The following is a 14,120-nucleotide window of genomic DNA, read 5'->3' as shown; positions in this document are numbered from 1 at the left end:
TTATTGCACCAGCGCCAGCACGCGTTTTTCCTGACTGCGGCTGGCGGCGATCGACAGCAGGATCTCTTTCACTACCAGCGCCGGGGCCGACAGGGATTGCTGGCCGGAAATACACAGCGAAAGCGGCACGCTCAATGACGGGGCATTGATCCGCGCCATCCATGCCTTGGCCGGGCCAATCATCGCGCGGGCCACCGACTCTGGCAAAATGGTGGCACCCAGGCCGCTGGCGATGGCCGCACTCAGCGTGCCGGGGGACTCAATCTCACCAATCACGTTAGCAGCCAATTTGCGCACCGCCATGGCTTCATCCACCTGACTGCGCACCACATCCCCCTCACGCGGCAGGAACAGATTCAGTCGCGCAACGTCCAGTAGTTCAACGCTGTTACCGGGATTTGGCACCGCACGCGTCGCCACCAAATAAAGATCTTCCCGCATCAACGCCGTGGCCTGCAGGCCAACGGGCATTTTGGCGCCGTAGATCACCGCCATATCCAAATTCTGGTTGGCGACTTGCCCGGCCAGCGTCGAACCGATGTTTTCATTCAGGCTGAGCAGAATACCCGGATGCTGATCGCGTACCGCCTGCAACAGCGGCAAAGCCAACTGCGATGCCAAACTTCCCGGTGCCAACCCGACAGATACGTGGCCGCTCATTGCCTGCCCGGCACTGTTGACTGCGCTTTGCGCCTGTTCGCACTGGCGCAAAATAGTCTGGGCATGGGCATACAGAATATTACCGGCTTCGGTCGGCATTACGCCGCGCTTGGTACGGATCAACAGCTGCTGTTTCAGCTCGCCTTCCAGCGTAGCCAATTGTTGGCTGAGCGCCGGCTGGGCGATATGCAACACTTCTGCTGCCTGAGTCAGGCTACCGATATCGACGATTTTCACGAAATACTTAAGACGTCTGAAATTCATATTGCCTCCGTCGTGCCACTTAACTGCGTATCGCTAAACAGCAGCAAGATCCGGGCCAGAGCGACGGAATAAGAGAAAGCCGGAACTAATCGACGGAAAAATAAGAAAAAATGATAGTGGGTGAGTTAATTGCCCTATCCACATCCTGCCGAGCAGGGCCAAAGCTTGCACCAGCATAAGGCATGCTGGTGAGCCCCAGTGGCAGGCGCTGAACCACTGCGCAGCAGTGCAGCAACAAAAGCCATAAAAAGCAGCAGGTTGAATAATCTTGCAGCAAACGAAACGACAAGGCGTTTTCAGGCTTTACAAGCCCAGGTCACCCCGTTATTATTCGCCCCGTTCAAACGATTCCTCTGTAGTTCAGTCGGTAGAACGGCGGACTGTTAATCCGTATGTCACTGGTTCGAGTCCAGTCAGAGGAGCCAAACTCAAGTCAATGAGATTCCATCGAAATCCATTGCTATCCTGAAAAATCCTTGATATTCCTGTCATTACCCTCATATAAACTCTACTTTACTCAACATCGCTCTACATAGCCTGCGGCTATCAGGATCGACTCCCAACGTCCGGCAGTTGATGCTCGACGAATGGCGCCAGTTTCTGCACCGCCATGCGTGTCGCCACATCGCTCACGCGCGTTAACCCGAGATCGCTCGTTTTTGTATGCAGAGATGCTCAAGATAAGAAAGCCACGTGGCCAGGGCGACGTGGTGAGAGGAATTTAGTCTTTTTCCATGATGCCCGCGATGGTTAAAAGCAAAAAGGGCAGCGCCTAGTGGCCCTGCCCTTTGCATTATCAGGCATCCGGTTCCTGATCCGGTACTGGCGGTACCACAACGCCTTCGCGCGGCGTATCTGGATTCGGCGCCGGGAGATTCATCAGCTTCGTCAGGATGCTAGCAAGCTTAAAGCGCATTTCCGGACGGCGAACAATCATGTCGATCGCGCCTTTTTCAATCAGAAATTCACTGCGCTGGAAACCCGGCGGCAATTTTTCACGTACTGTCTGCTCAATAACTCGAGGACCGGCAAAGCCGATCAGCGCTTTCGGTTCGGCGATGTTGATATCGCCAAGCATCCCCAAGCTTGCGGACACACCTCCCAGGGTCGGGTCAGTCAGCACGGAGATGTACGGCAGACCCCGCTCCTGCATCTTCGCAAGCGCCGCAGAGGTTTTCGCCATCTGCATCAGCGACATCAGCGCTTCCTGCATGCGCGCGCCGCCGGAGGTGGAAAAGCACACCAGCGGGCAATTATCTTCCAGCGCCTGCTCGACGCCACGGACAAAACGCGCACCGACCACAGAGCCCATTGAACCAGCCATAAAGGAAAACTCAAATGCCGCCGCGACCACAGGCATGCCGAACAGCGTGCCTTTCATCACGACCAGCGCGTCTTTCTCGTCGGTCTCTTTCTGCGCAGAGGTCAGGCGGTCTTTGTATTTCTTAGCGTCACGAAACTTCAGCGCGTCTTTCGGCTCAAGTTCGCTCCCCAGTTCCACCAGAGTTCCTTCGTCCAACAATCTATGCAGGCGATTGCGCGCTGCTATACGCATGTGATGATCGCACTTCGGGCAAACCGACAGGTTGCGCTCCAGCTCTGCACGGTACAGAACCTGATCGCAGCTGCTGCACTTGGTCCACACCCCTTCCGGGATACTCGCCTTGCGGGTAGAGATTATGTTGCTTTTAATTCGTTCAATCCAGCTCATTGATAACCTTTTATTCCTGAACCTAGTCGATGCTAGTTTTACCATAAGCAGTAAATAATGCTATTTTTACCACTTACAGGCCATGAAATGTTGCACATTAAAACATAAGAGGCAGAAACATGTGAAAAAAAGTGGTATCCCCTCTCAGTCATCTGCTTTACTACGCTCGTGGCGTTATTTCGCCTATTGTGCCGTCGCGCGCTTATTACGGATCATTTTTATAACCCCCGGAAAAACCGACAGAACAATAATCGCGACAATCAGCAGTTTTAGGTTTTCCTGCACGATAGGCAGATCGCCGAACAGAAAACCCGCAGCAGCGCGCCCACCATGTTATAGACGGCAAAGTGGCTGTAGGGCATATGCCCCATCAGGTCACCACCTCCTCCTCAAGCTCCATTTAACCTGCATTATTTGGCAAACAACGCCCTGGTACCCTAAACAACCAGCAACCACATAAAGGGTGGAGTGATTGATGAACAGTTCATGTTCAAATAAGGGGCTTAAACTGATATCAAAGGAAGTGTGCATTAAAAGTGGTGTACGCAAGACACCGGTTTGAGTCCGGTGTCAGGTGATAACTAGATCTGTACATATAGCGCTTAGACCTCAAATACTTGTTCCTCTTTCTTGAAGACACTTTTTCTCACCACCGCTCTCGGCTGACACCGGATAAGATTGGATTCATCGTAAGCAATAAGACAACCTGGCGAGGCCATCATTTCATCCGCAATCTCATCTAGATATTGAAACAACCCTTCGCTGAGATGGTCCGACTGATAAGGGGATAGGACGTAATCATAAATCGATAATAATATATTGTTCATTACTGCCAAGTCATTCACAAATATCCGAGCCACCTCTTCTAATACCTGTTTTTTTTCTTGCTTGTCATGGATACCACGATACATAGTGAAATCCAGCTGTCCTTTCCTTAAGTGACGCCATACCCAGTGGATCGGCTGAGACAGTGTGGTATCCACGTCGCAAAAGTCCACGCTTACCGAAATCTCATTGTGATCCAGCACTTCTTGGTTCATCGAGGGGTCACCCAATAACCAGGCGTTTCTGTCCTCACACCAGTATTCAATCAGAATTTGCTCTGGGTAAATATCTTGACTAAAGTAAGTGCAATAGGCGTACCGTAGTCGTGAAGGGATTTTTTTGTACCTCATCATGTCGAGTGCCATGATAGATATGGTCAAACAATGCCCGACGAACTTACGTTCAAAGGGGATCGGGTTGGTAATGGATGTCACCCCAGTTTTAGACAATCTATCCAGTATGATTTCAGGCTGACTGATATCAATGTCGTTGTACCTTTCCTGTCTTATTTTATATTTATTGATTCCTTTATAATGCTCCACTATATTCCTTGCCACCTTGAATATTTCGTCTACGGAATTTGGAATATTACGATAATAATCATCATACTTTGTTGGCTTACGCTCAGTATACAGCACTTTAATATTTTCAGAGTTCAAAATAATTTCCTTTTTAATCTGTCTTTGGAGTATCCTCCTCTGACGTCATGCTCAAACACTCAGAAAAAAACACATACATCCGATGTCAGACAAAATAACAGTAGAACGTCTTTAACGTCATTAAAATATAACGGAGGGCATTGCGTAAAACTTTCCCTGGGAGAGGTATGAGCGCGTCTTGAAGATCCGTTTTCCTCTCTATCTATGAATGGACAACGCAACGAAAGCGATTTAATTAATGCGAAAGATTGGCCAAAGCGGCCCATTCTGCCTTGAAAGACGCAGTCAGTTTATTTGTGGGAGCCATCAGCAATCACCGTGACGACGGTATGATCAAAAAACTGGAACCACCCAGTAAAATGAGTCCCTGTGCTATAGCCCCCACTCCAGTCACAGGTCAGTTCAATTTGAAACTGTGCCGATTTTTCACATATCCATGTCAGCTTGGCGGCACTAAAATCCTGAAACAACAAAGTGTGAGGATAGAGCGCTTTATACAAGGCTTCTTTGGCTGAAAAAATCAGAGTAACTAGCTGCGGTTGAGCAAGTGCGCAACCACCTCGAATGACGTCATTCCATTCGGCTTCAGACACGATGGCACTCGTTAGCTTGGTACATTGATCAGCCGTGAACACCGTTTCTGTATCAATACCCACTGCCTGATAGTGATCTTGCTGACAGACAGCCGACACCGCTAATGCTCGCGTATGAGAAATGGACCCACGGTAACCCGAAGGCCACTGAGGAAGCCGATGCTCCCCTACTGGAAGAGCGAGTGTTTTGCACCCAAGAAATTGGAGTGCTCGTCTGGCGGCCAGTCGACCAGCGAAGTACTCGGCCTTTCTTTTTGGCCCCGCTCTTGTTAGAAGAGCGGGGCATTCCACATCGAAATCCAAGAAAAGTGATTTATCGAAATACCTGAAATCGAAGGCATTGAACCATAAAACCAAATGCCTAAACAGAGGGGGAACCACCCTCTGACTGGTGTTCAAAAATGGAGGCATGCGTCAATTCCTTAACCCGATAAATGGCATGCATTGAGAAAGCCTGAGTCGTGCCGAGACGTCAGGCTGCTTGGTCGGCTTATGATGTGGCTGGAGACCGCTTTTGATGCTTGAGCAATCGCTGCAAGACCAGTGGCTGCACGAGCGTGAGGGCTAACGCACAGGCAGCCAATATCTCAAGGTTGTGTAGCTGTTGCTGCTCTTCTACCAAGATAGAGGACGAGAGGATGGCAGCCAAACCACTAAACACATTTTGGCAGATGCTTTGAAGAGACATAAAAGCCGCTCTTACGTTGGGGGCTGGGACGGTTGTATTGACTGTGATTGCGACAATAGTTCGCGTTGCCGTCAACGTCATAAATGCGGTAAAAATAACCAAAGGAGGTAAGACAGAAGCATGCATAAAACCGTCGAAAATCACAACAAAGATGCCGACTGCGAGACCAGTCACGACAGAGAGCGCCCCCATCTTGTCGACCATACGACCAAAAATCTGCAGCGCGATCACGCTGACTCCCCCCCCGATCAGGTAATACACACTTAAATCATCCCGAGCAACGCCGGCGTTGAGTTGAAGCCAAACGGCCAGATTCGGTAACAGAAGAAACGTACTTAATACGGCCAAGCCTAGCGAGGAAATCGCCAGTAAAACCCGGCGATTGGCCATCAATGCCAGCAGAGATACAGCAGGCGACATGGACGTCGTTCCCTGAAGGTGCCCCCTTAGGCTTGGCAGCAATACAACCACCATGACTGCCACCAGTATTCCTGAGGCACCGACCACGTAAAAAGGCGTGGACCAGTCATACAAACTTGCCAGCTTGAGACCCAAAGGCACGCCAGCAATCGCGGCAATGGAAAAAGCCCCCATCACGGTGGCCATGGCTCGACCACGACGCTCTGCGGGGACACAGTCCGTCACAATGGCGAGCGAAATGGCGATTAATGGGCCAGCAAAAAAGCCTGCAAGAATGCGGGTAAACATCAAGCTTTTCATATTCCAGGCATGCGCGCACATCAAGGTGGCCACCGACAACCCAATCAACATGACTAACACCACCCGTTTGCGATCGAACCTATCGATGTACTTCGCCACCAGCAGTGAAGAGACAGCGGCAGCTAAGGTGTAACTTCCCCCCAGATAACCGATGTTTGCCGCCGACATATGTAACGCACTTGCAAAATCGGCCCCGAGAGGCATAACGATCATAAAATCCACAGCATTAATAAATTGAATAAGTGCCATAAACCAGATGACTTTCTTCTCAAGCACAAGAGAGTCGTTCATGTATGTCTCCACTTTTCAGACTCATTGGCAGATCGGACGTGCCTATGAGACTGAAAAGACTAAGATTAAAATTATATGCGTTCAAATTCTTTTATCAGCTTATCAAAAGATGGTCGATCAAAGATTTCGTGCAGTTGTAAGTTGGGATACAACTCAAGCATATCGATATGAAGAGAGATGGCTTGCATCGACGTTAACCCCAGTTCAAAGAAGTTGTCTTCTTTTGACATCCGAGTGATGTCCATATACTGACCCAAGATCTTACCCACAGGGTGGGATGCCAGAGCTGATGGCTCACTCATTAATACAGAGACACTGGCCGTTGGCGCCCTACTCAAAAGCTTGAGGCTCATGTCTTCAAGCCCGTTTGCGTCGACTTTACCGCTCAACGTGTAAGGCAATGCCGGGATAGTGAAAATATGATGAGGGATCAAATAGTAGCTCAACTTTGACTCAAGAAATGCCCTTATCGTCGCCTCAGTCAACCCCGTGCACTCCACCCAACCTATCAGTATTGAAGAATCCGATAGGTCATCATGAAGGGAAATAACCGCAGAACCTGACACGCCCTCTATCGATTCAAACGTATCCGTTATTTCCGTAGGTTCCACTCGATATCCATTGATTTTGATAAACCCGCCTTCTCTGTGAAGAAAATTGACGATGCCCTCGTTATCCACATAACCAATATCATTGGTATCATACATCCGTCGATTGACACCGCCGATGCGTACCTCTGCGAATTTTCTCGCCGTCAACTCAGGGTTATTAAAGTAACCCAAAGCAAGGCCATCTCCAGAAATATAGATACGGCCCGGCTCACCTTGCGCGCACTCTTGCTGATGCTCGTTCAATATCAAGAGCTGGGAGTGGCGTATTGGTCTCCCAATTCGTGTGTCCCCCGCTTGCCGAATGACATGCGCACTAGACCAAACGGTGGTTTCTGTTGGTCCATACACGTTGCACAACCAGTCACTTCGTTCAAACAACGATGAAGACAGCTGTGGAGAGAGAGATTCGCCACCTACCAGCACTTTTTGGAATTGCCATCCCTTATCCAGATAGCTTAAGAGTCCTTTAAACAGCGAAGGCGTGGCCTGGTAGACGGAAGGCGACCAACGCATCACCTGTCCTGCGATCTGTTGCGGCGAGTAGATCTCTTGATCTGTCAGCAATATTAAGGTGCCACCACTCGACAATGGCACTGAGTATTCCAGGAAGAAAATATCAAAGGCAATCGACGTTGATGATAACCACGTCTGTCCAGGCCTGAATGCCAATAAGGAGCAAAAGTACTCAATTAAGTTAGCACACCCAATATGGCTAACCATAACCGCTTTGGGTGCACCGGTTGAGCCAGACGTATATATTCGATAGGCCTCTTGAGAAGTACCTGGCAGGTTTTCCTGCTCAAACGGGGCATTAGCCTTCGACAGACTATTGACGTCCACTGTTTTTTGGCATTCGCTTATCTTCGCGTTACTGATATATAAGTAGTGCGCTTGAGAAAGGATATGCTCGATTTTCTCGCCTGTGGTTCTTGGGTCAACGGGAATATACGGAATCCCCAGATAATGACACGCTAATATCGTGGTAATGAGCGATTCATCTCTCTGTAAACACAATACCACGCCCTCGACGTTGTCATCGACTTCAGACTGGATACCGACAGCAATTCGCTTTGCCTTTTGTTGGAGCTGAGAGTAACTAATTGAATCATTACCAGCAATGAGCGCAATATTCGTTGGGAAGAGTTCCGCGATAGATTCAAACCTTTCGATAAATGTAGAATTCATTACTTTTTCATCCAGTGTAGGTTTTATAGATTGCACGAGACACTCTCTATATTGGACACAAACACAGACATAAGGCTTGCCACCGTTTCCCGGGAGTAGTCCGCCTGATTGAACATCATCTCGATCGCTAGCCCCTCTTGCTCGGGCACAATATTGACCGTCAAATTGCCATACACTGGCTGGTAGCGCGTCGAATATTCAGGAAGCGTAAACTGTCGATACCTTAGAACATTGCCTCTGTTTTGATTCTGATACATAAAAAGAATGTCATACACCCCTTGACCCTTTCTCCCTGCCAGGGACGAAATTCTCTCTAAAGGTACGTGGGCATGAAGCAGGCTGTTTTTCAGTGCGGTGTCCGTCTCATTCAGGATCTCGCAGAACTGCCCCGCCCCACAGTTGACGACAACAGGAATATTGTTCATTCGACAATCAATCACTGCCCTGTCGGATTCCGACCGATTGGCCAGTGTCATCCCTGTGCAAATAACGGCGGCATCCAGGAATTCTGACAAGGTTGCATTGAACAGAGCATAGAGCACGACAAACAGCGGTTTCTTATGGATCCTGGCGATGTTCTGAATCCTTGAAACCCGTTCCGATGAAAGATGGGAGACCACCGTGCCGGCGATCAATTCCTTAGCACTTAAAGATCGGGTGGGATCAACCGGTAATGAGGTCTTTGGTACGCCATTCAGAGAGTCTTGCCAGAACGTAAGGCTTGTGCTGGAAATGTCAGGCTTCGTGTTAAGAGGAATACGAGCGCTGTTTAGCGGCCCGTTTTCTTCCCGCGCCTCGGACAGTGCTTCCAATAGGTTGTGCAAACCCGTTCCATCGATCGCGATGTGAGGAAAATTCAACACCAGCAGCCTTTTAGCGCCATGTCCAAGTGTCGTTACCCGACAAAGCGGCCCCGTATCGAGATCAAATCGTTGCTCATACACGGCCTGCAATGGCACTTCCAACGAATCCTCTGCAGACACCTCCACCGAGGTCGTTTCAACGATCTGTGCACGTTTAGCCGCCAGTGCAACACCCTCTTTGGTTATCTTGTACTGGTGACTAAATTGAGGGAGCTGCGCAAGAATTTTATCCAAAGTTTGCGTGAAGGATTCTATCGGAAACGTCTTGGTGATCCCGACACAGAAAGGGACGTTATATTGACTACGATCGCCTCGCTGCAGTTTTTCCAGTAAATAAAAACGCTGTTGATAAGGTGACAGCAAACCGTGTGGGTGGACGTTGTCACTCGTCAGTTGACAATCCGTTACCGGCTGAGCGACAGACGACCGATCTCTGGCAATCGCATTCGCCAGGGCCTCGGGTGTCGAGTACTTGTAGATGGTTTCCGTCGTGATATCAATGCCGAGCTCTGATTTGAATAACGCGAGGAGCTCAACGGCCGTTACAGAATCGCCATACAGATCGAAGTAGTCACTGTCTGGGTAGATCTCATCCTCCCCAAGCACTCGCTGATAGAAAGACAAGACCAGGGGCAACAATGATGACAGCGTAAGCGGTGCCTGTCCTGCAGAGGGAGACTGCCTTATACCCTCCTTCTCACAGCAGGCATCTTTGGCCATTGCCATTTGAGAGAAGAAAGAATACACGCTGCCCTGTGTCTCTTTGTGGGTCGGTTTCTGCAGTGTTTGGGGTCGTGCTTTGCTGTAACCTTCGATCACAATATGCGCATTTGTCCCACCCACGCCCATCGAGCTAATGGCGGCCAGACAGGGCTTGTTAGGATCCAACGGAATATTGTCCGCCGTATACAATAAATGCTGTTTCTCCGTCTCCCGGAGCAATTCATTGAGCTGAGACAGATTGGACGTCCCGGGGTAAACGCCTTGTTTGAGTGCCAGCACAGATTTGATCAAGGATGCGATGCCCGATGCCCAGAAAAGATGACCGATGTTCCCTTTGACCGACCCCACGACTACCGGGGATAACGTGTCTTCCACAGGGTAACTGTCCATTAACTGGCTGAGGGCCTGAACTTCCATTGGATCGCCCACGACAGTCCCTGTTGCATGGCATTCTATAAACTGCAGCTGACGAGGGTTGATGGTCGAATGGCGATAGATTTGAGACAGCAATTGCCACTGCCCGTTAACCGAAGGGGCAGCATAACTGGCTTTGTTCCTTCCATCGTTATTACTCAACGCATTTGCAATCACAGCATGGATACTGTCCCCATTCTCTTCGGCATCCTGAAGCCGTCTAAGAATGACGACGCCCCCACCATCTGAGGGAACGGTGCCATCAGCACGATGGTCAAAAGGCCGGCAAATACCTGTTTGAGAATAAATGGAGCCGGGTTCATACTTATGACCCACCGCCAGCGGATAGGATATATGCACCCCTCCACAAATCACGGTATCGCAACGTTTTGTTTGTAGCATCCAGCAGGCTTCAACAATAGCGGTCAATGACGAAGAACAGGCGGATTGCAGATTGAAACACGGGCCCTGAAAGTTAAATATATGGGCGACACGGGTAGCCATAAAATCGGTACCCTTATTGAGGTTAAGGAGCAGTGCATTAGGCGGTTCAACCTGCCCTTCTGCGACGCTTTTTTGCAGTTGATCATGGTAGGTATGATTGCTGCCCTGCGTCGCTATTACGGCAACCGTCCCCAGCTCGCCTGGGTCGTGATATTCGCCATCAAGCAGCGCCGAGTCGACAAGTTCGATGAACTTTCTCAACTGAGGATCCATGACCAACGCTTCTTTCTCGGAAAGACGATAGCGCTGTGCATCAAACGTTTCCGGATCCGGGCACTGCCCCTTCGATCTGACGTGTCCATCCTGATCGGTATATGACTGATAGGACACCCGTCCATGACACAGGTTGTCCCAAAATTCGTGGTAGTTGCTGGCTTCTGGAAACAGTCCCGACATTCCTGTAACTGCGATCTTATCTTTCATCTCTCTTCCTCGGCTACAACCATATCGAAGACAATCGCCTCTGAAATGGCATAGTTCAGTGTTTCATTAATAAACGTTTGATGGTGCTCATTGATTTGATAGGCGTCTCTGTCTTGTTTCGAGCCAAATTCCATAACAAATGCGTACTCAAACCCTAAATTATTCGTATTGTCACCATCATCCATTCCATAGCTGTATTTCCTGATCCCGGGGATTTTATTTTTCAATTCGCCTAGCTGGTGAAGTAATTCCAGAGCATTCGCTGTAGAAATAGACTCTTTGAATTTGAACAAAATAATATGCTTATACATGCTGGTCTAAAAACTCCCGAATGAATCCTGAAACTTCATTAACATTTAATTCGGTCATTAATCCAACATGGTCAGTGTTGATTTTCCTGACCATCATTAAGTCGCTCACTGGCCAGTTATTGTTGGCTTTTTTCAACGACTCAAACGCACCGGAGAGCATGTTATTTTTAATTTGTACAAGAGAAGACATCGCTACGACGTTGAGCAGTGGCAGGTTGATCCGGGGATTATCAAACTCCTTAACCATATTTCTCTCTATATCAAATAATGACTTTAGATTGTCTCTTGCTCTTTCATCTCCGGTAATCGAATTAGAAAAATAGCTAAGATCCATGAAACAGGAGAGATAATCATCCGTAAAGAGCACTGAACTATCCTGAGAATACAGAACAGAATCCAGTAATATATTTCCTTTTATTGTTATTTTCTTTCTTAATAATTCCGTTATTTTTATGGCTAATAACCCACCTAATGACCACCCTCCAATAAACACTGGGGCGGTGTTATCTTCCACTCTCTCTAAAATATCATCTGCATACGTTTCCGCGAGTCTATCTATTGAGCGTATCTTATTTTCATTATAGAGATTATAGGAGTCTACCCCGAGCACTTCGATGTCACTGGCAATGTTTTTCGATATTTTTTTGTACATTTCCACGCCTGAAATCGAAGCATGAACCAATATAAGCGTTGCTCGTGTTTCACCCAGCGGAACAAAAAGCGTTTTTATCAGCGAAGATGCTGTTTTAGTTCTGATCAGTCTGTTCAGTTCATTCAGCTGCGCACTGAAAACATCATATTTCTCAACCCAATCCATCGTCAAAGTAAGATTTAGCGCGGCATTGATATCGGTGACCAGTGACAGTGCGAGGATAGAATGCCCCCCCAGATCGGCAAAACTATCTTCCTCTTTTATCGAGTCAAGCATAAAATTATCGAGCCAAATATTACGCAGTGCCTCTTCACAAATAAGCGTATTGGCCAGGGATTCTTCTCTCGGAGCTTCGTCGACTTTGGTTTGCGGCCTAGGGGTGGACTCGAGCATGACGACACGTTCAGCATCAATTTCGCTGGCGTTGATCGCGATCGCTTTCCCCGTATATTCCTTTAGACAAACGTCCAGGGGATGACCGACAACGCCTGAGCGCAATGTGGCGGCAATTTGCTCTTGAAGCTCGCTAAGTGACGCAACAGCAAACGTCGCAATGCAGCCTTTCCCCACAGAACGTCTTGTCAGGGTGTACGCCACATCTTTCAGCGAATGAGATACGTTCTTTAATTCTTCCTGAAGCTGACATAACAGGTGCTGCAGGCGTCCACTATTGTTTGCACCAATCATGACGACGACCGTCTGCGACGAGCCTTCCCCCGCTAATGAAGAACACTCTTCGCCACGAATGACTAACGCACAGTTGGTTCCGCCGATCCCTAAAGAGTTAACCAGGCCGGTTAATTTTTCCTTTCGACGGCTTTCTGTGGGAATGTAGAAAGGCGTCCGTTCCAACTGTAAATTCGGATTTAACGATGAAAAATTGGCTGCCGGATATAACTTATGGTTCCACACTTGCAGCACAGACTTTAACAAGCCGGCATGACCGGCAACGACATCCAGGTGGCCAATATTGGCTTTGACTGACGACAGGGCCGTATTGTTGGTTGCCAGCTCGTGACTTATGAAGACTTTTTTCAGCGCCGCGACTTCCAATACATCCCCAATTTTTGTCCCCGACCCGTGACCTTCAACAAAGTCGATGTCCTGCGCCGTCAACGCCGATTTAGCGAGAACATTTTGGATGTTTCTTGCGATACCACTGGTTGAAGGCGCGGTATAACTTGATTTCGCTCTTCCGTCGTTGTTGATGCTGCTCGCGGTAAGCACACCGTATACCCTGTCTTTGTCGCTGCGAGCTTTATCGAGGGCTTTAAGCACAAACACCACGCAACCAAACCCAGGCACCATGCCATCAGCCGTGTGAGAATAAGAGGATAAAACACCGCTTTCCGACAAGTTCATGCCCGGTTGGTACTGATACCCGGAATGAAGAGGGTAAGGCAAGCAGGCTCCGCCTGCGATGGCCATATCACAGTCTCCGGTCGCGATCCCTTGCATCGCCATGTGGACAGAAAGTAAACCGCTTGAGCATGCCGACTGTACCCCTACGGCCGGACCTTTCAGATCAAACAAGTATGCGCATCGCAATGACTGTTGTTCTTTGTTCGAGCCAATCTCAATCTCGAAAGGATCGTACTTATCCAATGCTAACTGGCTATCTGAAAGAAAGGAGGGGTAATGGCTATCAGAAGATGAGGAGTAGACACCGACGTTCAGTGCACAACGTGTTGGGTTGTAGCCAGCCTGTTCCAATGCCCGCCATGCACATTGAATGAACATACGTTGTTGAGGTTCAATAATGTAACTGTCTCGCAGTGACACCCCAAACAAGTCGTAGTCAAACTGATCGACTCCCTGCACGTAGCCCGCCCGGCTGACCCAACCTTCACGAGGGTTGTCGGAGGAGAGAGGGTCGGTCAACGCATCCTGACCGGATTCCAACAACGCGTCTAGCTCTTCCATGTTACTTGCACCAGGCAAGAGAAAAGAGAAGCCAGTGATCGCTATATCCATTTTTTATTACCTGTTGACATAGGCATAGAATAGACCTTCTATGCCTGGG

At 48.8% G+C, this 14,120-nt stretch carries 9 protein-coding genes, 1 tRNA gene and 2 pseudogenes; 1 reads left to right on the top strand and 11 read right to left on the bottom strand.

Translation table 11 applies throughout. The features are described from left to right. Positions 1-924, bottom strand: coding sequence for a nitrogen assimilation transcriptional regulator NAC (gene nac / locus OC597_RS16000; protein WP_261284947.1), 924 nt, complete (start codon positions 922-924; stop codon positions 1-3). Positions 925-1,273: 349 nt separating this feature from the next. Here nac and OC597_RS15995 point away from each other — a divergent pair. Beyond that, a tRNA-Asn gene (locus tag OC597_RS15995) sits at positions 1,274-1,349 on the top strand. A 107-nt stretch (positions 1,350-1,456) separates the two neighbouring features. Here the strand turns inward: OC597_RS15995 and OC597_RS15990 are convergent. The 10 genes and pseudogenes from OC597_RS15990 to OC597_RS15945 all read right to left on the bottom strand — a co-directional run. After that, positions 1,457-1,625 (bottom strand): annotated as a pseudogene (locus OC597_RS15990) (bifunctional tetrahydrofolate synthase/dihydrofolate synthase); the annotation flags it as partial. A 95-nt stretch (positions 1,626-1,720) separates the two neighbouring features. Beyond that, positions 1,721-2,635, bottom strand: coding sequence for an acetyl-CoA carboxylase, carboxyltransferase subunit beta (gene accD, locus OC597_RS15985; RefSeq protein WP_261416635.1), 915 nt, complete (start codon positions 2,633-2,635; stop codon positions 1,721-1,723). A 183-nt stretch (positions 2,636-2,818) separates the two neighbouring features. Continuing rightward, positions 2,819-3,006, bottom strand: a pseudogene (locus OC597_RS15980) (hypothetical protein); the annotation flags it as partial. 231 nt (positions 3,007-3,237) lie between these two features. Then, positions 3,238-4,119 carry a hypothetical protein gene (locus OC597_RS15975; protein ID WP_262209500.1) on the bottom strand — a complete coding sequence of 294 codons (882 nt, stop codon included), beginning with the start codon at positions 4,117-4,119 and terminating at the stop codon, positions 3,238-3,240. Between the two features lie 290 nt (positions 4,120-4,409). Beyond that, on the bottom strand, positions 4,410-5,123 hold the full coding sequence (locus OC597_RS15970) for a 4'-phosphopantetheinyl transferase family protein (RefSeq protein ID WP_262209498.1): 714 nt from the start codon (positions 5,121-5,123) through the stop codon (positions 4,410-4,412). Between the two features lie 79 nt (positions 5,124-5,202). Continuing rightward, positions 5,203-6,411, bottom strand: a complete 1,209-nt coding sequence (locus OC597_RS15965; RefSeq protein WP_262209496.1) for an MFS transporter — start codon at positions 6,409-6,411, stop codon at positions 5,203-5,205. Positions 6,412-6,482: 71 nt separating this feature from the next. Beyond that, a complete protein-coding gene (locus OC597_RS15960) occupies positions 6,483-8,207 on the bottom strand; it encodes an AMP-binding protein (RefSeq protein ID WP_262209494.1) in 1,725 nt (574 codons plus the stop codon). Between the two features lie 23 nt (positions 8,208-8,230). Continuing rightward, entirely contained in the window at positions 8,231-11,134 is a 2,904-nt protein-coding gene (locus OC597_RS15955) for a beta-ketoacyl synthase N-terminal-like domain-containing protein (RefSeq protein ID WP_262209492.1), read from the bottom strand. Beyond that, on the bottom strand, positions 11,131-11,445 hold the full coding sequence (locus OC597_RS15950) for a Dabb family protein (RefSeq protein WP_261416641.1): 315 nt from the start codon (positions 11,443-11,445) through the stop codon (positions 11,131-11,133). The genes OC597_RS15955 and OC597_RS15950 overlap by 4 nt, the downstream gene beginning before the upstream one ends. After that, positions 11,438-14,071, bottom strand: a complete 2,634-nt coding sequence (locus tag OC597_RS15945) for a beta-ketoacyl [acyl carrier protein] synthase domain-containing protein (protein WP_262209489.1) — start codon at positions 14,069-14,071, stop codon at positions 11,438-11,440. The genes OC597_RS15950 and OC597_RS15945 overlap by 8 nt, the downstream gene beginning before the upstream one ends. Positions 14,072-14,120: the final 49 nt, after the last annotated feature.

The organism is Serratia proteamaculans (assembly GCF_946227095.1).
Lineage (GTDB): Bacteria > Pseudomonadota > Gammaproteobacteria > Enterobacterales > Enterobacteriaceae > Serratia > Serratia proteamaculans_E.
Note: the sequence above shows the minus strand (reverse complement) of the source record. Positions and strands in the feature narration are given on the sequence as shown.

Excerpts from the sequence above, each read along its gene's own strand:
- nac (WP_261284947.1), bottom strand. The coding sequence starts at position 924 with ATGAATTTCAGACGTCTTAAGTATTTCGTGAAAATCGTCGATATCGGT.
- OC597_RS15965 (WP_262209496.1), bottom strand. The coding sequence starts at position 6,411 with ATGAACGACTCTCTTGTGCTTGAGAAGAAAGTCATCTGGTTTATGGCA.
- OC597_RS15950 (WP_261416641.1), bottom strand. The coding sequence starts at position 11,445 with ATGTATAAGCATATTATTTTGTTCAAATTCAAAGAGTCTATTTCTACA.
- OC597_RS15960 (WP_262209494.1), bottom strand. The coding sequence starts at position 8,207 with ATGAATTCTACATTTATCGAAAGGTTTGAATCTATCGCGGAACTCTTC.
- OC597_RS15970 (WP_262209498.1), bottom strand. The coding sequence starts at position 5,123 with ATGCCTCCATTTTTGAACACCAGTCAGAGGGTGGTTCCCCCTCTGTTT.
- accD (WP_261416635.1), bottom strand. The coding sequence starts at position 2,635 with ATGAGCTGGATTGAACGAATTAAAAGCAACATAATCTCTACCCGCAAG.
- OC597_RS15945 (WP_262209489.1), bottom strand. The coding sequence starts at position 14,071 with ATGGATATAGCGATCACTGGCTTCTCTTTTCTCTTGCCTGGTGCAAGT.
- OC597_RS15955 (WP_262209492.1), bottom strand. The coding sequence starts at position 11,134 with ATGAAAGATAAGATCGCAGTTACAGGAATGTCGGGACTGTTTCCAGAA.